This window comes from Streptomyces sp. NBC_01261 (genome assembly GCF_036226385.1).
Classification (GTDB): Bacteria; Actinomycetota; Actinomycetes; order Streptomycetales; family Streptomycetaceae; genus Streptomyces.
The window spans coordinates 11,098,962-11,118,756 of record NZ_CP108463.1; the positions used below are offsets into that span (position 1 = coordinate 11,098,962).

Genomic DNA, 19,795 nt, shown 5'->3' on the forward strand with positions numbered 1-19,795 from the left:
GAGATCCGGGCCTCGTGAAGCGGTCCGTGGCGGCTCGCGCGAGCCGCCACGGACCGTTGTCGGATCCCGGAGGGTCCGGTCAGCAGGTCTTGCGGACGTACCCGCTGCTGCCGGCGGGGGAGACGTCGACGTCACGCTGGACGATGCTCAGCGTGCTGCCCCACGACCGGCACGCCTTCGAACGCCCGGAGTCGGTGTACTCGATCACGATGACGTTGGCGCCGAAGGCGCTGGTGTAGTCGCCGCACTCGTCGTACGCGCCGCACTCCTCCGCCACGGCGAAGTCCAGACCGTTGGCCGTGCGGTTCGCGGCCAGCTCGGAGGTGTTCTTCTGGGCGATGGCCAGCCCGTCGGTGTGGGCGCGGGCGGACAGCAGCTTGATGAACGCCTGGGCGTTGTTCGCGGTCAGGCGGTTTCCCGAGCGCGTGTAGCTGTCGTAGTTGTCCGGCTCGACGGCTTGGAAGCCCTTCGTGTGGCAGCTGTCGATCAGGGCCCCGATCTTGTCGGCGATCCGCTTGCGCTTGGCGTCGGTGCCGACGTCGAGGAGCGCCTCGCCCCAGTTCTCGTCGTAGACGACCTTGCCCGCGGAGTCGCGCAGCAGCAGGTCCGAGGCCCAGTCGCCCTCGGCGCCGGGCTGGGCCTGGAAGGCGTTCACGTAGCAGATGTTGTACAGCCCGGCCGCCGGGGTGGCGTCGTGGTCGCGGGTGACGATCTTGACGCCGGACGGCGGGGTGTAGGCGCCTCCGATCTGATAGTCGAAGCCGACGTGGGTGGGGGGCAGGGTCACGGCCGCGGCCTGCGACGTGTTCGCCTGCACGAGCAGCGCGCCCGCCAGGGCGGCGACGCCGACGGCTGTGCCGACGACCTTTCGGGGAGTGGTGCTCATCAGGTGGCTCATGTATCGAGCTCCATGGGAGGAGGGCACGTCCCCGCCTCGGACGCGTGGGGCGTCCTGGCGACTTGGGCCGGACTCGCGGCGCGGGGCCTGCATACCGGCTGGGCGTACCTCTGACGCGGAGCGGGGCTCCTGCGTAGTCCGGGAGTAAAGCGATCGCCGGAGCGGATGTCAACGAGCGCGTCGGGTCCCGTGGGGCGAGATGTGCCGAGGCGTCAAATGCCGGATGGAGAAACCGAGTTGACGGTCACCGTGCCGAGCAGGGCGCGGCGGACCGAGGGGTCGAAGTCCCCGGCGAGGGGCGCGGCCACGGCGGCGGCCGACAGCGCGACGGCCTCCACGAGCCGCTCTGGCCAGGGGAGTTCGGCGGTCAGTCCGAGGGCGAGAGCGGCGACCGCCGCGTCCCCCGCGCCCGTGGGGTTGCCCGCGACGGGAGCGGGCGGGCGGGCCCGCCACACACCGTCCGGGGTGTGGGCGAACAGCCCGTCGGGGCCGAGTGAGACGACCACCGCCCGGGCGCCCGCGGCGGTCAGAATGGCCGCGCCCACCGCCGGGTCGTCGCCGCCGGTGGCCGCGGCGAGTTCGTGGATGTTCGGCTTGACGACGTCGGGACCCTCGGCGAGCGCCGCCAGCAGGGCCTCGCCGTCCGCGTCCAGGAGGGCGGGCACGCCCGCGGCGCGGGCCAGGGCGACGAGCGCGGCGTAGGCGTCCGCGGGTACGCCCGGCGGCAGGCTGCCGGAGAGGACGACGGCCCGTGCGACGCCCAACAGTTCGCGGTACCGGAGGGTGAACCGCGTCCACTCGGCAGGGGTCACCCACGGTCCGGGCTCCAGCAGGATCGTGGTGTCCCGGTCGTCGACGACCGCGACGGTACGGCGGCTTTCCCCGTCGATCGGGACGAGGCGGTCGGCGATACCGGCAGCGGCGAGGTCGGCACGCACGGCGGCGCCGGTCGGGCCCCCGGCGAGTCCGGTGACGGCCGTCCGCTCGCCGAGGGCGCGCAGGACCCGGGCCACGTTGACCCCCTTTCCGCCGGCCCGCTGGGTGACGGAGGAGACGCGGTTGCTCGCGTGCGGACGGAGCCGGTCGACGCGGTGGGTGATGTCGAGGGCGGCGTTGAGGGTGACGGTGAGAATCACTGCTGCTCCCTGGGTGTGTGGCCGGAATCCTAGCCAGAATGCTTGAAGTTGCTCGATAGAAGCATTGATAGAGCAGTTTCGAGCATCTATTGTCATGGGCGTCACGGCGGAACCCGGAGCAGGTCCAGTCCGAAGACCTGCCATGACGTCAGGCCACCGCCCGGGACCGACAACCCACGGCCCTCCGGCCGCCGCGCCGTCGCGGCGCCGAGCGACTTCTTCCCCGCCGCGACGAAGACGAAGGGAACCCGCATGACCGACCAGCCGCCGCCCGAACTACGCCTGGGAGTGGTCGGCGTCGGCCAGCGCGCCGGACTGGCCACCCTGGCCGACCGGCCCGGAACGGCCCGGGTGGTCTCCTGTGCCGACCCGGCCGAGCGGGGACGCGCCGACGCCCGCACGCTGTTCGGCCCCGGCGTTCGGCTCCACGAGCGCTACGAGGACATGCTCGCGGACGACCTCGACGCCGTCTTCGTCCTGACCCCCGACGACCTGCACACCGCACCCGCGCTGTTCTTCCTCGAAGCGGGCGTCGCCGTGTTCGCCGAGAAGCCGCTTGCCATCGCCCTCGACGACTGCGACCGGGTGCTGGCCACCGCCGCCCGCACCCGCACCCGTCTCTACGTCGGCCACAACCTGCGGCACCTGCCGGTCCTGCGCACCATGCGCCGTCTCGTGACCGAGGGCGTCATCGGGACCGTACGGGCCGTGTGGTGCCGGCACTTCGTCGGCCACGGCGGCGACTACTACTTCAAGGACTGGCACGCCGAACGGGCCCGGACCACCGGCTTGTTGCTTCAGAAGGGCGCCCACGACCTGGACGCGATCCACTGGTTGGCCGGCGGCAGCGCCCGTACCGTCACCGCGCTGGGCGACCTGGCCGTCTACGGTGCCGACACGCACCGGCGCTCCGCACCTCAGGGTTCCAGGCGGGTGCAGGACTGGTTCGACGAGGGTGTCTGGCCGCCGTCCGAACTGCGTGACCTCAACCCGGTCGTCGACGTCGAGGACATCAGCATGGTGCTGACCCGCCTCGACAACGGCGTCCTCACCAGCTACCAGCAGTGCCACTTCACCCCCGACTACTGGCGCAACTACACCGTCATCGGCGACGAGGGCCGCATCGAGAACCTCGGCGACGGCATCGAGGGAGACCCGCCGGTCGTCAAGGTCTGGAACCGGCGCCGCTCCGGATACCGGCCCGAGGCCGACCTCACCCTCGGGGCCGAGAACACGGAGAGCGCGGACGCCGCCCACGGCGGCGCGGACCAGGCCCTCGTCGACGAGTTCCTGCGCTTCGTCGGACACGGCGACGCCACCGACACCTCGCCCGTCGCCGCCCGGGAAGCCGTCGCCACGGGCATCGCGGCCACCGTCTCCCTGCGCTCGGGCGGCACCCCCGTCCACGTGCCCGCCCTCGCCCCGGACCTCGCCGACTACTTCGCGCGCCACCAGCCCGGTTCACGCGGCCCGGCCGCCCGGACCCCCTGACCCGCCCTCCCGATCCAGCCATCCACCCCCGCCCACCCAAGGGCGTCGAAGCGCCCTTGCGCACACCGAGGAGCACCAGCATGTCGTTCATAGGCGAGGAGATCGCCCGCCAGCCCCAGGCCTGGCTCAAGGCCGGGGCCGCGGCGGCCGGGTCCGCGGATCTGCTGCCCCGGCCGGGCGAGCGGGTCGCCGTCGTCGGCTGCGGCACCTCCTGGTTCATGGCCGAGGCCTACGCCGCCCTGCGCGAGAGCCGCGGCCTGGGCGAGACGGACCACTTCGCGGCCTCCGAGTTCCCCCACGAGCGCACCTACGACCGGCTGGTGGCGATCTCCCGGTCCGGCACCACCACCGAGATCCTGGAACTGCTCGACCGGCGGCGCGGCCGCTACCCCGCGCTCGCCCTGACAGCCGACACCTCCACACCGATCGTCGACGTCGCCGACCACGTCCTCGACCTGTCCTTCGCCGATGAGAAGTCCGTCGTGCAGACCGTCTTCGCGACCACCGCGCTCACCGCCCTGCGCGCCGGACTCGGCGAGCCGGTGGAACCGCTGGCGGAGGCCGCGCGCACGGCACTCGACGCGCCGCTGCCCGAGGAGTGGGTGACCGCGGAGCAGATCACCTTCCTCGGCCGCGGCTGGGCGCACGGCATCGCACGTGAGGCATCCCTGAAGATGCGCGAGGCCACCCAGAGCTGGACGGAGTCCTACCCGTCCCTGGAATACCGGCACGGCCCGATCGCCATCGCCGCTCCCGGCCGGCTGGTGTGGCACTTCGGCCCGGACACGGCCGGGCTGCGAGGGGACGCAGAGCCCACCGGCGCGCTGTTCGTGGACCACCCCGAGGACCCGCAGGCCGACCTGGTGCGTGTACAGCGGCTCGCCGAGGCAGCCGCCGTCCGCAAGGGACTGGACCCCGACCGCCCACGTGCCCTGACGCGCTCCGTGATCCTGGACCGCCCCGCCTCCTGACGGCACGCCCTGTGCACAACGGTCCCGCGCGGCCGTCCGGGATCCCTCCCTCTGATCACTCCGAAAGGACGTCATGCTCTGCCGCAGCGCGGACCTGATCGCCGAGGCCCATGCGTCGGGTTTTGGGATAGCCGCCTTCAACGTCATCACCTTGGAACACGTACAGGCCGTCGCCGAGGCCGCGCGGCGCACCGGCCGGCCGGTGATCGTTCAGATCAGCCAGAACGCCGTGCGCCACCACGGGGGCGACGTCATGCCCCTCGCCGCCGCCACGACCGCCACCGCGCGCAGCGGCGACACGCGGCTCGCCCTGCACCTCGACCATGTCGAGGACATCGCCCTGCTGCACCGCACCGCCGAGTGCGGGGCCAGTTCGGTGATGTTCGACGCCTCCAGGCTGCCGGACGAGGAGAACATCGCCGCGACCCGCGAGGCTGCCCGTTGGGCACACGGCCAGGGCCTGTTCGTGGAGGCGGAGTTGGGCGAGATCGGAGGCAAGGGCTCGGCGCACACCCCAGGGGTGCGCACCGACCCCGCGGACGCGGCCCGGTTCGTCGCCGAGACCGGCGTCGACGCCCTGGCCGTCGCCGTGGGCAGCAGCCACGCGATGGTCTCCCGGACCGCGGCGCTCGACCTGCAACTGATCGCACGGATCAGCGACGAGGTGCCCGTACCGCTGGTTCTGCACGGCTCCTCGGGCGTACCGCACACGGCGCTGCGGGCCGCCGTGAAGCACGGCATGACGAAGGTCAACATCGGGACGCTGCTCAACGTCTCCTTCACCCGGGCCGTTCGGACCACCCTGGCCCAGGACCCGGAAGTGGTCGATCCGCGCCGTTATCTGGGCCCGGCCCGGGATGCCATGACGGATGCGGTCTCCGACTGCCTCATGGCGCTGAGCACCTCCGACTCGCCTTGACGGCAAGGCAGTTCACTGTCGAACGGACCGGTCCGGTCGATGCCGAACGGAAGAGCAGGTGGGGGAGACCCTGTCCGGACCGAACCGATGCGGTGCGTGCGGTGGGGGAAGTGTCCGATGCTGTTCCCCGTTCGTGGCTTCAGGGTGAACGCATGTCCATCATGACAGGTCAGCGCCGTTTTTCGTAGGACGGAACGCACAGTTCGCGAGGCTTGTCCGGTCCGTTCCTCGTCTCTCAGAATCTCCTTTGTGCGTCATCCGGGGACAAGGGGGAATGGTGACGATCGATCACGACGCGGTGCTTGCGGCCCGTGTGCTGTTGCTGGGGTCCGGCCGGCCGAGTCACGCCGAACTGGCCGGTGCGTGCCGGGTTCTGGCCGAGGTGAGTCCGAAGGTGTACATGCCGAAGCTGGTCGATGCCGTGCTCGCGCTGTACTACCAGAGCCGGGATCCGAAGACGGACCTCGTGCTGGCCGAGGAGGCATCCCGGGCCGCTCGCAGGATGGAGGCCGACGCGCCGAACCGAACCGAGCGGTTGCGCCGGGCCCTGGACGCCTACCAGGCTTCCCTGTTCGCCGTCGGGCGCAGGGCGGAAGGGCGCGTTGTCTGTGAGGAGTTGGCCGAAGCCGGTGGAAGCGAACGCCTGGCGAGCGTTCTGGCCGAGGAGGGACGCTTCAAGGAGGCCGCCGAGCTCGACGAGGAGTCCGCCCGGAACGGGGGATCGGAGCACTCCTTCTGGGACAGGGTGCGGTGGGCGGCGAACCTGGAGGGCGCCGGGCTGCACGACGCCGCGTCGGCCGTCTTCCATGAGCTCCTTGAGGAATCCCGGCACGGGACAGCCGAACGGCGCACCTCTCTGGCGATATTCACCTGGGAGCTGGTCCACTTCTCCCGGATGCGGGACACCGCCGGGGACGGGGCGAGTGGCACCGGCGCCCGTCGGGAGGCCCTGGGCGTTCTGGAGGAACTCGCGACCACGGGCGAGCCCGAGAACTGGAGTTGCATCCTCTCCTGGTGGAGCACGCTCTTCGTCCTGTCGGGGCGGGCGGCCGAACCCGCCGCGAGCCCCGAGTTCCCGATGCCGCCGTTCGGCACGGAACGCGGATGGTCACGCGACGTGCGGGACAGGTTTCACGGCATGCTGCCGGACCTCGAAGCGGAGGCGACGAGACTGCGCGAGGCCGGCCGGCTGCCCGAGCTGGCCGACGTCCAGCGCAGGATCAGCGTCCGCGCGGTCGTCCGCGACGGTGGCCACCCCTACCTGTTCAAGGAGCGGTTCACCCCGTATTTCGACAACGCCGTGACGCTCGCCCGCCGCCTGCCCCACGACAACGCCCGCCTCGCCCGCGCCCTCACCGATCGGTCGATGTTCCTCGTCGCGGCGCGAACCTTCGAACCCGCACACACCGACCTCGCCGAAGCGGTCGCCCTCCTCCACGACCACTGATCACGCCGGGCACGAGGGACAGGAGGACGGGCTCTCTCGGTGCCACCGATATCGGGCCCTACGACAAGCAGCCCGTCCCAGCCCTGTTGAGGCTGGGACGGGCTGCTTGTCCTCCGAATCAGATTGCCCCGGCCGACTTACCAGCGGCCACCGGTGACGTGTGCGGGCCTCCAATAGACGGCGGCCCAGATTCCGTGGTTCGACGCGGATCCCCAGCCCCGGCTCCAAGAAGTCAGCAGGTTGCCCGCGTTGGTGCAGAGCCAGGCCGGGACCTTGAGGGAACAGGCGCGCACAGCGCCTGCGATCAATCCCCTGGCGACGTCACTGTACGAAGCGATAATCCAGAAGTGGTCTCCGGTCACACCCGTCGCCAGTGCTTGGACAACGTGCCCTTTGCCGGTGGATGTTGAGGAGACGACGGTGTCGGTGTTCTGTTCCGGCATGTCCGTGCGGACCGTGGCTACACCGGCGAAGGCTTCCTGGACTTCGGAAATGAGGTGTGTCCGGCTTTCCGGAGTTGCCGTCAGGCGCTCCCACTCCGCCGACTCCGCAGGGGTGAGTTCTTGTGGGTTCGCCGCGAACTGGCGGGCCGCGATGATGCCGGTCGCCTTCGCGGAGTCTTCCGAGGGACTGCCTGCCAGCAGACCGCCGGCCAGCGTGGCCACGACTGCGGCGCTCAGCCCGGCAGCAATCCAGCGGCGCGGCGGGATGGGGAGTACCACGGAGAGTTGTGCTTCACGCGTTATCACCAGGTGTGCTCCTCTTCGCGATTGTTACTGGTGCCGCGTGATATTTCCATGTGATTCAACGTTAAGCGTGACATCTCTTGATTTGATGATCGATTGATCAGCCGTGATCATCCTTGGCTTTTTGTGTGGTTGCCCATTGCTTCGTTTCGTGTCGGCTGATGTGGCGGAGGGTGCTGGAAGTCAACTCAACGAGGGCTGAGGTTTTGCGAGTTCCGGCTCAAGCGCCGGGACCCGAACGTGCTCGGCCGCTGGAGCCACACCGCCGGTGACCGTCGATTCGCGGAGATCATTCCAGGTGCTGCCCGGCGTGCTCGACGATGGTCTGGACCGCGGTCCAGAAGGCCTCCCGGCCCGCCGTGGCGGGGGGAGAGCAGGGCGCGGCGCACGGCGCGTGCGTGGGCACGGCCCCGCTCCGCAGACCCCGGCTGCCGTACGCGCCGCTGAAGCCGGCGGCTCGGCGCGAAGCCGAAGGGAGTGGATGGGCGTCTCCGCGGTGGCGAGGCTTCCGCCCACATCATGACGCTCTGCGGAACGGCGGTTCTTCGCGCCCGCCGGCCCCTCGCCCGATTCGCCTTCCGGAGATCCGTGGCCGACGGCTCGTCGTGGGTGTTCGCGGACGGACGTTGCCCGGCCAGTGGGCCCAGGAGAGGGCCCGCAGTGCGCCGTCCGTGCAACAGACGCCTTCGTTGTCACCGCCATGTCCGTCCGGCAGACAACCCTGGAGAGAGGGAATTCCCTCCCCCCAGGGGATGCGGAGTATGTCAGGCCAGGGAGAATTTCTGGGCGCCGGAGCTGTTGCAGTCCCAGATCTGGAGGCGGGTTCCGTTGGCGGTGGCACCCGACGGTGAGTCGACGCAGCGGCCGGTGGTCGGGTTGGACATCGAGCCGTCGGCGTTGACCACCCAGTTCTGGTAGCCGCCACCGTTGCACGTGGCGAGCTGGAGCTGTGTCCCGTTCGCGTTCACGCCGCCCGCGATGTCCAGGCACTTACCCAGCGTGCGCAGGGTCTGGCCGCTCCAGGTCCACTTCTGGTCGAGGGAGGTGGACTGCTGGCAGTCCCACAGTTGTACGGCCGTACCGTCACCGCCGGTGTCGTCACCCGCCACGTCCACGCACTTGCCGCCCGGTCCGTAGATCGGGGTGCCGATGGCGAACTTCTGGGCGTCGGCACCGTTGCAGTCCCAGATCTGGAGGCGGGTTCCGTTCGCGGTGGCACCCGACGGCGAGTCGACGCACCGGCCGCTGGTCGGATTGCGGAGCGAGCCGTCGGGCTGCCGCACCCAGTTCTGGTAGCCGCCGCTGTTGCACGTGGCGAGCTGCAACTTCGTACCCGCGGCGCTGTTCCCGCCGGCGATGTCCAGGCACTTGCCGAGGGTCTGCAGGGTCTGGCCGCTCCAGGTCCAGTGCTGGTCCTTGGCCGCCGACTGGCAGTCCCACAGTTGTACGGCGGTGCCGTCGCCGCCGGTGTCGTCACCCGATACGTCCACGCACTTGCCGCCGGGACCGGTGATCGTCTGGCCGGTCGCCGAACCGCCGCCGCCTCCGGTGCCGGGCGCCTTGTTGTAGACGGCCACCGAGTCGACGACCAGTTTTCCGCCGGAGACCGTGGCCGCGTTCGGACCGCCGCCGAAGGCGTCCGGGAAGCCGCCGCCGATCGCCAGGTCGTAGATGATGAAGAAGGGATGGTCGACCGCGTCGGCCCAGGTCGTCGCGTCCACCTGGTTCGCGTTGACGGTGAAGAAGTTGTTGCCGTCGAGGTAGAACCTGATCTGTTCCGGCGAGACCGAGCGGTCGATCTCCGCCGCGTAGTCGTGGAAACCGGTCTGGCAGCCGGAACAGGCGCGTTCACCCGAGCCGATACCGGTCGACTCGTTGCACGGTCCGCCCGGGTTCACCCCGCAGTGCAGGGTGCTGAAGTCGGAACTGCGGCCGTTGATGTCCTCCATGATGTCGACCTCGCCGGACTTCGGCCAGGTCACACCGTCACGCAGCGGCGCACCGAGCATCCAGAACGCCGGCCAGTAACCCGCGCCGTTGGCGGTGGTGACGTTGGGCTGCTGGAGGACGGACTCGATACGCACGACGCCGCCGGCCGGGGCGCCGAAGCCAGCCGACTGGGTCTCCACGCGGCCGGAGGTCCATCCGCTGCGCGCGTCGGAACCCGAGTGCAGGGCCTGGAGCACCAGGTGGCTCTGACCGTCGTGGTAGACGTTCGAGGTACTGCTGGTCATGGTCTCGATCTCACCGGTGCCGAAATTGCTGCCCGGTCCGGTGTCGTACTTCCACAGGCCCTGGTCGATGCCGGTGCCGGACGCGCCGTTGAAGTCGTCGCTCCACGTGAGTGTGAAACCCGACGGCGTGGGGGGCACCGCCGCCTGAGCGGCCGGCGCCGTCGCGGTCACGGTGGCCGCCACGGTCGCCACGACGACGGGAATCAGAGTCAGAGCTCTCTTCCATCCGCCGCGCCGTGACCTTGCAGAGAGCGATTGCATAAGTCTTACCTCCGAGGAGCGAACTGGATCTGGAGGGCGACGAACGGGGCAGGGCCGGCACCTGGACAGCCGTCGACAGGCGGGCCCGCAGCACGCGAGCGGGCTCTCGTCAACACAGGTGACGATTGGTGGTGTTGAGCCGTGTGGGGTTCTGTGCGGGGCAGACGTTATTGGACCAGACCAACACCGTCAAGGCTGTGCGCCGGACCATGGCCAGGCAGGACGGGTCGCCATGATCCGGTGAACGAGCCGGGCGGATGGTGATGGAGTGTCAGTCGCACCGACACCACTGGCAGTGGGCCTCGTTGCGGCTGAACCGGACGCGACACGGAGGCATGGGTGGCAACCGCCGGCCCGTTGCGCTCAGGCGACGGTGCGGATGAGCTTCTTGTTGACGAACTCCTCGATGCCCGGCCGGCCCAACTCGCGGCCGAAGCCGGAGCGCTTGATGCCGCCGAAGGGGAGCTCGGCGCCTTCCGCGCCGACGCCGTTGATGAAGACCATGCCGGCCTCGATACGGTCGGCGACACGCCGGGCCTGGTCGGCGTCGGTGGTGAAGACGTAGGAGCCCAGGCCGTACGGCGTGTCGTTGGCGATGCGGACGGCGTCGTCCTCGTCGGTGGCGGGGAAGACCATGGCGACGGGGCCGAAGAGTTCCTGGCGTGCGGCCGGCAGGTCGGTGGTGAGCCCGGTGAGCACGCCGGCCGGGAAGCGGGCGCCCTCGCGGCGGCCCTCGGTGTGCAGGGTGGCGCCCTGGGCGACGGCTTCGTCGACCTGGCGGCCCAGGGTCTCGGCGGCGGCCTCCGACGACAGCGGGGCACCTGTCTGGGCGGCGAGCAGCCGCGCGGTGAACTTCTCCACGAACGCGTCGTGCAGGGTCGTATGGACGATGAAGCGCTTGGCGGCGTTGCAGGCCTGCCCGGTGTTGTCGAGCCGGGCCGCGACGGCGGCCTCCACGACCGAGTCGAGGTCGTCGGCGGACAGCACGACGAACGGGTCGGAGCCGCCCAGTTCGAGGACGACCTTCTTCAGGTGGCGTCCGGCGATCTCCGCGACGGCCGCACCGGCGCGCTCCGACCCGGTGAGGGACACGCCCTGGACGCGCGGGTCGGCGATCACGTCGGCGATCTGGTCGTTGGTGGCGTAGATGTTGACGTACGCGCCGGCGGGGAAGCCCGCCTCGTGGAAGAGGCGTTCCAGCAGGGCGGCGGTGGCGGGGCACTGCGGGGCGTGTTTGAGCAGGACGGTGTTGCCCGCGGCGAGGTTGGGGGCGGCGAACCGGGCGACCTGATAGGTCGGGAAGTTCCACGGCATGATGCCGAGGAGGACGCCCACGGGGCTGCGGCGGATGAGGGCGGTGCCGGGTCCGGAGGTGACGTCGAGCGGTTCGTCGGCGAGGAATCCCTGCGCGTGGTCGGCGTAGTAGCGGTAGATGTCGGCGCTGAAGTCGACCTCGCCCTCGGCCTCTTCGAGCGGCTTGCCCATCTCCCGCACGATGGTCGCGGCGAGTTCGGCACGGTGTGTGCCGTGCAGGTCGCCGAGTCGCCGCAGCAGGGCAGCGCGGTCGGCGACGGAACTGGTGCGGCCCCAGGCGGTGGCGGCGTGCGCGGTGTCGAGCGCGGCGGCGATGTCCGCGGCGGTGGCGGTCGGGTAGACCTCGGTGACCTGTCCGGTGGCCGGGTCGGTGACGGCGTACATCTGCTCTCCAAAAGGCTTACGTGCAGGGGCGGTTCGGCCGCTGCGCGGAGGTGGGAACGGTGGGGGAGGGCGGGTCAGGGCCGCAGGATCGTGCGGACTCCGGTGTTGTTGCGGAGGTCGTCGAAGGCCGCGGCGGCTTCGGTGAGCGGCCTGACGGTGCCGATCAGTTCGTCGACAGGCAGTCGGCCGGAGAGGTAGAGGCGAGCGAGTCTGGGGATGTCCGTCTCTCCCACGCTGGAGCCGTAGTTGCAGCCGAGGATTCGTTTGCCCTGGTCGGCGAGGTCGAAGAGGTCGAAGGCGCCGGTGGCACCGGTGGGGGTCATGCCGACCAGTACGGCGGCGCCGCCCGAGGTGAGCATGGCGGGCAGTGTCTCGATCACCTTGGGGCTGCCGATGGCCTCGAAGGCGTAGTCGACTCCTCCGAGTTGTTCCTGGCACCAGCGGGCGACGTCGGTGTTCGCGCCGTCGAGGGTGTGGGTGGCCCCGAACTGCCTTGCCACGTCGAGGCGTTCGGGCGAGAGGTCGACGGCGACGATCGGGTCGGCGCCCACCAGGCGCAGCCCCATGACCACGGACAGGCCGACCCCGCCGGTGCCGATGACGACGGCGGACTCGCCGGGGCGCACACCGGCGGTGTTGACGACGGCGCCGACGCCGGTGGTGATGGAGCAGCCGAGTAGCGCGCCGACCTCGAAGGGCAGTTCCTCGGAGACCTTCACCGCGGCGGACTCCGGTACGACCAGACGGCTGGTGAAGGCCCCGAGCCCGAGGTAGGGCCACACCTCCGTGCCGTCGGTGTCGGTGAAGGGGGTGCTGCCGTCGGGCAGCGTGTTGGCGACGGCGGTCGTACCGGTGCACAGCCAGGCCTGGCCGGCCACGCACTTGCGGCAGCGTCGGCAGGGGGCGAACCAGGACAGCACGACGTGGTCGCCGGGCCGGACGGTGGTGACGCCGGGGCCGACGGCGGTGACCACGCCGGCCGCTTCGTGGCCGAGCACGAGGGGACGGTCGCTGGGCCAGTCGCCGGTCAGGATGTGCAGGTCCGAGTGGCACACGCCGGCGGCGCGCACGTCGATCTCCACCTCGCCCGGTCCGGCCGGCCGCAGCGCGACCTCGCGCTCGGTGAGGCCGGTGGCGGGGTCGAAGACGATCGCGGGGGCGAACTGGGGGGACATCAGACCGTTTCCATCTTTTCGGGGGCCGGGCTCGGGGCGAGTTTGGTGTGGGGCTTGGCGAGGGCGACGTAACCGAGGCCGATCACGAACAGCGCGGAGAAGACGAGGACGACGGCCCACACCTGGATCCAGCTGCCGCCGACCGGAGCGAGTTCGGTACGGGGCCACGCGATGTTGACGGACTCGAACAGCAGCCAGACCACGGCGAGCACGTTGACGGCCAACCCGGTTCTACCGAGGCGCAGTTGGCCCGCGGACGGCTGCCAGCGGCCGGTGAGGCGGGCGGTGAGGGCCACGACGGCGACGGCGAGGAAGATGAAGTAGAAGCCGCCGGAGCCGAAGGAGATCAGGGTGGCGGCCGCGTTGCCGTTCAGGCCGAGCAGCAGTCCGAGCGCCGCGAGCACGGCTGTCACGACCAGCGAGACCCAGGGAATCTGGCGGGGGCCGACGGTGGCGAGGGCGGCGGAGAAGGGCAGTTGCCGGTCTCGGGCGAAGGCGTACACGGCCCGTCCGATGTACGTCTGGATCGAGACGGCGCAGGCGAAGAAGGCCACCAGGACGACAAGGATGAAGGGCTTCTCGGCCCAGCCGCCCAGGCCGCTCGTCACAGCGGTGAAGACGGGGTCGGCGATCTCCCCGGAGACGGCTCGCTCGGGCTGTTCCAGGGCCAGGGTGACGGCCACGCCGGTGAGCAGGACGGTGAAGGCGACGAACAGGTAGGCCCGCATCAGGGCCCTGGGCACGCTGCGCCGTGGCTGCTCGGTCTCCTCGGCGACCTGTGTGGTGGCGTCGAAGCCCAGGAAGGCCCAGCCCGCGACCGCCAGGCAGGTCAGGAACCCCGCGGTGACCGAGTCGCCGGAGGCCGCGCCGGAGTTCAGGGTGTCGAAGAGGATGCCGAAGCCGTTGTGCCGCGCGAAGACCAGCAGGACGAGGCTGACCGCGATGGAGGCGACCGACTCGGCGATGATGCCCGCGTCCAGGAAGCGCTTGACGGGGTTGACGCCGAGCAGGTTGATGCCGAGTGCGACGGCGACGAAGACCACGCCGAGCAGTACATGGGTGGCGGCCGACATCGTGCCGTCGCTGAAGAGCATGTACAGCCAGGCGGCGCCGAGGTAGGCCACGGTGGTCAGGGAGGCGACGGCCGAGGCGAGGTAGAGCCATCCCACCAGCCAGCCCTGGCGCGGCCCGGCGAGCCGTCGCACCCACTGGTAGACCCCGCCCGTGACGGGGAACTGGGACGACAGTTCGGCGTAGACGGACGCCACCAGCAGCTGCCCGAGGAAGGCCACCACGACGGCCCAGATCCACGCGGGCCCGGAGAACATGAACCCGAGCTGGACGACGGCGTAGATGCCGACGACGGGCGAGATGGTGGCGAAGCCGATGGCGAACACGGACCAGGCGGACAGGCTGCGTCTCAGCTCCTGCTTGTAGCCGTATTCGGCCAGTTCACCGGCGTCGTTGGGGACGTCGTCCACGGGTTTCTCCTGACGGTCGTGCGGGCCTGTCCGGCGCCGGGGGAGGTGGGGCGCGGGCTGTGGCCGGGCGTTGGCGGCGGCTCGGCCGGGGCGACGGCCCGGCTCGGCGAGGGCGCACGCGCCTTATTGGTCGCATGAACAATTGCTTATTGTCTGCACACTCAATAACATCCGCCCCATGACGTCAAGAGCCACGGCCAAGCGAGTACGCAAAGCACCCGCCGAGCGACGCGGCGAGATCGTCGCCACGGCGGCACGGCTCGGGCTGACCGAAGGACTGGAGTGCATCACCCTGCGCCGGGTCGCCGACGAACTCGGCGTGCGTCCCGGACTCGTCAGCCACTACTTCCCCGTCGCGGAAGAGCTCGTGACCGAGGCCTTCACCGACGCCACCACCAGCGAACTCGACGCACTGCTCCCGCCCGACCTCCAGGCACACGGCGGTACGGACGTGCTGGGAGCCCTGCGCCGCTTCCTCGCCCTGACGTCCGGTGACACCTTCGACGACATAAGCCGCCTGTGGCTCAACGCCCGCCACCTCGCCCGCTACCGCCCCGTCCTCCACGACCAGGTCGTCCGACAGGAACTGCTGTGGTGCAAGCGGATCGAGGAACTGATCAACGAGGGGGTGCGGGCAAAGCTGTTCACCTGCGCGGATCCCTGGGCCGCCGCCGTACGCATTCTCGTCGCCGTCGACGGCACCAGCGCGTACATCAACACCAGCCTCCAGCAACGCCTGGCACCGATCGGCGACCTGGTCCGTACGGTCACGGAAACCGAACTCGCGCTGCCGGCGGGCACGTTGCTGCCACCGGCCTGAAGCGGGGGTGCCGCGTCACCGGGAACGGGCCGGGGGAACTGGGCGGCGCGGGCCGACGTTCTCCCCCACGCCGATGCCCCCGGGGCTCAGGACCAGACCGATCGCGACAGCCGACCTACGACGACGGTTGCGTGGGCCGTCCGGCCCGGCGGGTGAAACGTCGCAGTCCGCGGCGGGTGGGCTTGAGGGGCTTGTCCTCGGGAGCGATCGGTTCCTGTCCTGGGGGGAGGGCCGGCAGCGCCGGGCCGCGTCGTTCCAGGGCGTGTTGTTCCAGGCGGTTGCGGACGGCGCGGGCCATGGCCTGGTGAGCCGGCTCCAGCGGTACGCCCTCCTCGGACAGGCGCTCCCACATGTGCAGCAACTCCTGTCCCCGGGTGGCCACTTGGCTCTCGTCCAGCAGCCGCTGCCACGCCGCGGTGGCGCGGGCCACCTCCGGCGCCGCCCGGGCGAGGTCCGTACGGCAGCGGATGCGCGCCACGGTCAGCGCGAGGACGGTGGCGAGTGTGTAGTCACCCCGTCGGAAGGCGAGGTACGCCTCGATCGCCCGTGCTTCCAGGGCGAGTTCGTCCTCCGCGCCCCTGCGCAGGGTGAGGTGTTCCCGTAGCGCGCTGGCAAGGACGAACGCGGCGTGCAGTTCCTCGCGCTGGGCGTGCCGGATGATCCGCTCGACCCGGGCGAGCGGTGGGAAGGCCGCCTCCTCCGCGGTCGTACGCTCGCGTCCCGGCGGCAGGTCCTCGTCCTCGGCGATCGTGCGGCTCGACCCGTCGGGGTGCACCCGCAGGCGGGCCACCTGCATCACCGTACGGTCGATGACGGTGGCCGCCACCGGGGCACCCAGCGTGCGGGCGAACATGGCGATGGCGTCGAGGATGGCCTCGTTGGGCTGCTGCACGCCGCCCATCTCCAGCAGATGGCCGTTGACCACCGTCGAGCCGTCCTCGGCCACGAAGGCGTCGAGCCGGATCAGCGGTGGCGCGCTGAGTACCGGCAGCTTCGCGTCGTCGCGGGGGGTCGGTGACTGGTTCATCCGCTCAGGCTCCGGGTCGGACCACGCCGAGGACGGGCATGGAGGCGGCCGGCGCCACCGTGACCGAACGTCCCGGCCTCGGTGCGTGCACGATCCGCCCCTGGCCGATGTACAGGCCCACGTGGGTGGCGTCGTTGAAGTAGATGATCAGGTCCCCGGGTCGCGCGGACGCCAGGCCGACGTGCCGCAGCCCCTGCCATTGCGCCTGCGACGTACGGGGGATGGGGTGCCCGGCCGCCGCCCACGCGCTGGACGTGAGCCCCGAGCAGTCGTACGACGAAGGGCCGACCGCTCCCCACACGTACGGCTTGCCCATCTGCGCCATCGCGAAGTCGACGGCCCTCTCCGCCGCACCGGTCGCCTTCGCGCCACCGCCGGAATCCGAGCCGGTCCACCGGGACTTGGCCTTCTGCGCCTCGGCAGTGTCCAGCTGGGCGAGTTTGCGCGTCTGGTCCTGTCGCAGCCCGTCCTCGATCTGCTCGGCCCGGGCGATCTTCCCTTCGATCCTCTGCTTCGCCGCGGCCTTGGCCGCACGGCTGCTCCTCAGCTCGCGCAGCTTCTTCGCGGCCGCATCTGTCTGCCGGCCCACCTGGTCGCGGGCGCTCTTCTGGCTGTCGGACACGGTGACCAGGCTCCGCAAGGCCTGGCGTGCCTGGGACGCCTCGTCCAGAGCCTGGTCCGGGTGTTCACCCAGCAGCAACTGGATGCCGGTGGAAGCGAGTTCACCACCGCGGTACTGAGTGCGGGCGGCTGCGCCCGCGAGATCGCGCAGGTCGCGCACCCGGCCCTCGGTCCGCGCCAGGTCCTCGCGCAGCGAGGCCAGCCGCTTCTTCTGCTTGACCGCCTTCACGTCCGCCGTGTTGTACGCCTCGGTGGCTATTTCCGCCTCGCGGTACAGGCCGTTCAGCTCGGCACGGATGTCTTCGATCGACTTGTCGTCCTGTGGGGCGGGTTCTGTCGGCGCCGCGTAACCGGGGGTGGGTAACAGGGTGATCGCACAGACGAGGGCGGCTAAGTAGGTCCGGCTCCATGGCCGTCTGCCGCCGGTCGACACGTTCATCAACTCAACTTTCAGAGGTCGTGCGCAGGGCGGCTCGGACGGGCGACACATCCCAGACATCGCCAGTACAGAACATGCGAAGAGGTGTTCGAGACTTGAACACACTATCGCGCGCCTCCCGCACGGCGGATCTCGGCATCCCTCTCCGGCGTGTCAAGTGGGCTGCGGGCAGAGCTGTTTGCTTCGCCCGCCCGGCCTTGGCGAGGATGAGCTCCGCATCCGCCCTGCCGCGCAGGGAAGTTGCGGCACCTCCACAGCCGCAACATGCTGTCGGCCGCCAGACCCTGATGGGCCGCGAACCCGCTGATCAACGGTGAGGTCAGCTACCCGGCCACCGGCACGGTCCCCGCCTCCACCGCCACAGCCCACCCCCGATGTCGTTTCCAGCTCCCACTCAGTGCGGTGCTGGTGATGAGGAGGCTGAGGTGGTCGGTGAACCGGCCGGACGCCCGCGATCGACACCTGGACCGGGGCACCCGCCCCAGGCACTGCGCCGGGCCCACCACCTGGCCCTCCCGACGTGTCAGGTGCGCGTGCGGTGCCCGCGCTCGGACGGGGACGCCGGAGCGGTCGGGGTCGCCTCGGTCTCGCCGTCCGTGACCGCCGGGGTGCCCTTGCCCCCGGGGTGGCGCAGGGCGACGAGGTATCCGATGCCGAGCGCGATGGCCATGCCGTAGAGGACCCACTGGTTGGCCTCGGCGAAGTCCATCCGCACGCTCGACATGGCGTCACGCGTGGCACTCGCGGCAGGACCGCTGCCGGTGGGCTGGCGGGCGTCTCCGTTGCCCGTGACCGCCTCGGCGATGTCCTTCGCCACGCCGTTCGCGGTGCCCGACGACACCCCGCGGGAGGTGAGCGTCGACACGACGTTCTGGGTCATCTGGTGGGTGAGGATCGTCCCGAGGACGGCCAGGCCCACACTCGCCGCGTAGTTGCGCACGGTCTGCGTGATGCCGGTGACCTCGCCGTAGGAGGCCCCGATCGCCCGGTTGACGGCATCCGTGGAGGCGGGCGCCAGGATGAAGCCGATGCCGGCGCCGGCGAGGGCCACGTAGGGCCACTGATCGTGCATGGACAGGTCGGTCAGCTTGTTGGCCCACAGGGCGAATCCGGCGGCGCCCAGGGCGGTGCCGATTCTCATCGGCCCCCGGGCTCCCTGTTTGTCCAGCATGCGCCCGCCCCACTGGGAGGCGATCGCGAAGCCGGCGAAGAAGTACAGCAGATACAACGCGGCCTGGTCGGGGGAGGCGCTGAGCGAGACCTGGGCGTAGACCGAGGCGAAGAAGAACACCGGGACGAAGGCCAGCATGGCGAAGAACAGGACCAGCACGTCCACGGTGAACGCTCTGTCACGGAACACCGCCAAGTTGACCAGCGGGTGCCGCCTGCCCCGTTCGTAGCGCCAGAACAGCACGAGCACCGCCAGACCGCCCACGATGCAGGCCCAGGTCGCCGCGCTGTCCCAGCCCCAGGACGCGGCCTGCTGGAAACCGAGCACGCTGACGCCCATGCCGACCGCGATGAGGACGGCACCGACGACGTCCAGCGACTCCTCGCGCCGTCGGTCCTGGACGCGCGCCATCATCGTCAGGACGAGGGCCACGACGGCGACGGGCACGTTCACCCAGAAGATCGCCCGCCAGGTCCAGGCCGTGAGCCAGCCGCCCAGCAGCGGTCCGATGGCCGTCAGCGCCCCGGACAGGCCGAAGAACAACGCCAGGGCCCGGCCGCGCCGCTCCACCGGGAACACGGCCACCACCACGGCCAGGGCCGCCGGGAACAGGAGCGCCGCTCCCAGGCCCTGCGTCCCCCGGAAGATGATCAGCCAGGTCTGGGCGAAGTCCCCTTTGGGGACGCAGCCGCAGAGCACGGAGGAGATGACGAAGACGAGGGTGCCGACGATGACGACCCGGCGTGGCCCGAAGAGATCCGCCAGCCGACCGCCGAGGGCGAAGAACGCCGCCAGCGACAGCAGATAGGCGTTCACCACCCACTGCATGCCCGAGGCGGTCAGGCCCAGCTCGTTGACGATGTCCGGAGCCGCGATGGAGACGATCGTCTGATCGATGAACGTCATCGACACCGCGAAGAGCATGGCCGCGAGGGTCAGCGTCTGGTTCGGGGTCCTGGGCGCCGGTTCAGCGGCTGCGCCCTGCGCCGCATCAGTGCCACTCACCCGTTCATTCTCAGCGGCTTTCCCGGGCATCGCATCCCCAGGACGATCACTGCCCCTCTGGGGGCCCCGGGTCTGGTGGCGGCCCGAGAGAGCGCTGACTCAGTCGCTCCCGCATCTCCATGGGCGCGAAGTCGAACAGGTTCCCTCGGACGAGGACGGTGAACCCGCTGCCGTGGCGCCCTCGGGGGAGTGGTGGGGGCCGGTGATGCCGGCCCTGGTTGCGCTGCTGTCGTCGGCGCACCCGATCGAGCGAGT

General features: G+C 70.5%; 16 protein-coding genes. 5 read left to right on the forward strand and 11 right to left on the reverse strand.

Annotation, left to right across the window (positions count from 1 at the left end; all coding sequences use genetic code 11):
- Positions 1-79 precede the first annotated feature (79 nt).
- The 3 genes from OG226_RS49310 to OG226_RS49320 form a co-directional block, all read right to left on the reverse strand.
- A complete protein-coding gene (locus OG226_RS49310; RefSeq protein ID WP_328686068.1) occupies positions 80-898 on the reverse strand; it encodes an endo alpha-1,4 polygalactosaminidase in 819 nt (272 codons plus the stop codon).
- A 212-nt stretch (positions 899-1,110) separates the two neighbouring features.
- Positions 1,111-2,034, reverse strand: coding sequence for a 1-phosphofructokinase family hexose kinase (locus OG226_RS49315; RefSeq protein WP_329352933.1), 924 nt, complete (start codon positions 2,032-2,034; stop codon positions 1,111-1,113).
- Positions 2,035-2,135: 101 nt separating this feature from the next.
- Positions 2,136-2,288, reverse strand: coding sequence for a hypothetical protein (locus OG226_RS49320; protein WP_329352934.1), 153 nt, complete (start codon positions 2,286-2,288; stop codon positions 2,136-2,138).
- On the opposite strand from OG226_RS49320, the gene OG226_RS49325 reads away from it, so the two are divergent.
- The 4 genes from OG226_RS49325 (at position 2,287) to OG226_RS49340 (ending at position 6,862) form a co-directional block, all read left to right on the forward strand.
- Complete coding sequence (locus OG226_RS49325; protein ID WP_329352935.1) at positions 2,287-3,525, forward strand: Gfo/Idh/MocA family protein; 1,239 nt, start codon at positions 2,287-2,289, stop codon at positions 3,523-3,525. The two genes, OG226_RS49320 and OG226_RS49325, sit on opposite strands and share 2 nt — an antisense overlap.
- A gap of 80 nt (positions 3,526-3,605) precedes the next feature.
- The gene (locus tag OG226_RS49330) at positions 3,606-4,496 is read left to right on the forward strand and encodes an SIS domain-containing protein (RefSeq protein ID WP_329352936.1); all 891 of its coding nucleotides are present in this window, start codon (positions 3,606-3,608) and stop codon (positions 4,494-4,496) included.
- Positions 4,497-4,569: 73 nt separating this feature from the next.
- The gene (locus OG226_RS49335; protein WP_329352937.1) at positions 4,570-5,415 is read left to right on the forward strand and encodes a class II fructose-bisphosphate aldolase; all 846 of its coding nucleotides are present in this window, start codon (positions 4,570-4,572) and stop codon (positions 5,413-5,415) included.
- A gap of 274 nt (positions 5,416-5,689) precedes the next feature.
- A complete protein-coding gene (locus OG226_RS49340; RefSeq protein WP_329352938.1) occupies positions 5,690-6,862 on the forward strand; it encodes a hypothetical protein in 1,173 nt (390 codons plus the stop codon).
- 137 nt (positions 6,863-6,999) lie between these two features.
- Here the strand turns inward: OG226_RS49340 and OG226_RS49345 are convergent, their stop codons facing one another.
- From OG226_RS49345 to OG226_RS49365, 5 genes are all read right to left on the reverse strand, one after another.
- A complete protein-coding gene (locus OG226_RS49345) occupies positions 7,000-7,527 on the reverse strand; it encodes a hypothetical protein (RefSeq protein WP_329352939.1) in 528 nt (175 codons plus the stop codon).
- 845 nt (positions 7,528-8,372) lie between these two features.
- Positions 8,373-10,034 (reverse strand): ricin-type beta-trefoil lectin domain protein, encoded by a 1,662-nt coding sequence (locus OG226_RS49350; protein ID WP_329352940.1) that lies wholly within the window; start codon positions 10,032-10,034, stop codon positions 8,373-8,375.
- 432 nt (positions 10,035-10,466) lie between these two features.
- Positions 10,467-11,801, reverse strand: coding sequence for an NAD-dependent succinate-semialdehyde dehydrogenase (locus tag OG226_RS49355; protein WP_329352941.1), 1,335 nt, complete (start codon positions 11,799-11,801; stop codon positions 10,467-10,469).
- Positions 11,802-11,875: 74 nt separating this feature from the next.
- Entirely contained in the window at positions 11,876-12,976 is a 1,101-nt protein-coding gene (locus tag OG226_RS49360) for a Zn-dependent alcohol dehydrogenase (RefSeq protein ID WP_329352942.1), read from the reverse strand.
- Complete coding sequence (locus OG226_RS49365; protein WP_329352943.1) at positions 12,976-14,457, reverse strand: APC family permease; 1,482 nt, start codon at positions 14,455-14,457, stop codon at positions 12,976-12,978. Before OG226_RS49365 ends, OG226_RS49360 begins: the two co-directional genes overlap by 1 nt.
- Before the next feature lie 178 nt (positions 14,458-14,635).
- Here OG226_RS49365 and OG226_RS49370 point away from each other — a divergent pair, with 178 nt between their 5' ends.
- Positions 14,636-15,277, forward strand: a complete 642-nt coding sequence (locus tag OG226_RS49370; RefSeq protein WP_328686080.1) for a TetR/AcrR family transcriptional regulator — start codon at positions 14,636-14,638, stop codon at positions 15,275-15,277.
- A gap of 115 nt (positions 15,278-15,392) precedes the next feature.
- Here the strand turns inward: OG226_RS49370 and OG226_RS49375 are convergent, their stop codons facing one another.
- The 3 genes from OG226_RS49375 to OG226_RS49385 all read right to left on the reverse strand — a co-directional run bounded on the left by OG226_RS49375 (position 15,393) and on the right by OG226_RS49385 (position 19,570).
- Entirely contained in the window at positions 15,393-16,304 is a 912-nt protein-coding gene (locus tag OG226_RS49375; RefSeq protein ID WP_329352944.1) for a hypothetical protein, read from the reverse strand.
- A 4-nt stretch (positions 16,305-16,308) separates the two neighbouring features.
- The gene (locus OG226_RS49380; RefSeq protein WP_329352945.1) at positions 16,309-17,364 is read right to left on the reverse strand and encodes a C40 family peptidase; all 1,056 of its coding nucleotides are present in this window, start codon (positions 17,362-17,364) and stop codon (positions 16,309-16,311) included.
- Between the two features lie 523 nt (positions 17,365-17,887).
- A complete protein-coding gene (locus OG226_RS49385; protein WP_443066965.1) occupies positions 17,888-19,570 on the reverse strand; it encodes an MFS transporter in 1,683 nt (560 codons plus the stop codon).
- Positions 19,571-19,795: the final 225 nt, after the last annotated feature.

Excerpts from the sequence above, each read along its gene's own strand:
- OG226_RS49310 (WP_328686068.1), bottom strand. The coding sequence starts at position 898 with ATGAGCCACCTGATGAGCACCACTCCCCGAAAGGTCGTCGGCACAGCC.
- OG226_RS49325 (WP_329352935.1), top strand. The coding sequence starts at position 2,287 with ATGACCGACCAGCCGCCGCCCGAACTACGCCTGGGAGTGGTCGGCGTC.
- OG226_RS49320 (WP_329352934.1), bottom strand. The coding sequence starts at position 2,288 with ATGCGGGTTCCCTTCGTCTTCGTCGCGGCGGGGAAGAAGTCGCTCGGC.
- OG226_RS49330 (WP_329352936.1), top strand. The coding sequence starts at position 3,606 with ATGTCGTTCATAGGCGAGGAGATCGCCCGCCAGCCCCAGGCCTGGCTC.
- OG226_RS49335 (WP_329352937.1), top strand. The coding sequence starts at position 4,570 with ATGCTCTGCCGCAGCGCGGACCTGATCGCCGAGGCCCATGCGTCGGGT.
- OG226_RS49340 (WP_329352938.1), top strand. The coding sequence starts at position 5,690 with ATGGTGACGATCGATCACGACGCGGTGCTTGCGGCCCGTGTGCTGTTG.
- OG226_RS49355 (WP_329352941.1), bottom strand. The coding sequence starts at position 11,801 with ATGTACGCCGTCACCGACCCGGCCACCGGACAGGTCACCGAGGTCTAC.
- OG226_RS49360 (WP_329352942.1), bottom strand. The coding sequence starts at position 12,976 with ATGTCCCCCCAGTTCGCCCCCGCGATCGTCTTCGACCCCGCCACCGGC.
- OG226_RS49370 (WP_328686080.1), top strand. The coding sequence starts at position 14,636 with ATGACGTCAAGAGCCACGGCCAAGCGAGTACGCAAAGCACCCGCCGAG.
- OG226_RS49375 (WP_329352944.1), bottom strand. The coding sequence starts at position 16,304 with ATGAACCAGTCACCGACCCCCCGCGACGACGCGAAGCTGCCGGTACTC.
- OG226_RS49380 (WP_329352945.1), bottom strand. The coding sequence starts at position 17,364 with ATGAACGTGTCGACCGGCGGCAGACGGCCATGGAGCCGGACCTACTTA.
- OG226_RS49385 (WP_443066965.1), bottom strand. The coding sequence starts at position 19,570 with ATGCCCGGGAAAGCCGCTGAGAATGAACGGGTGAGTGGCACTGATGCG.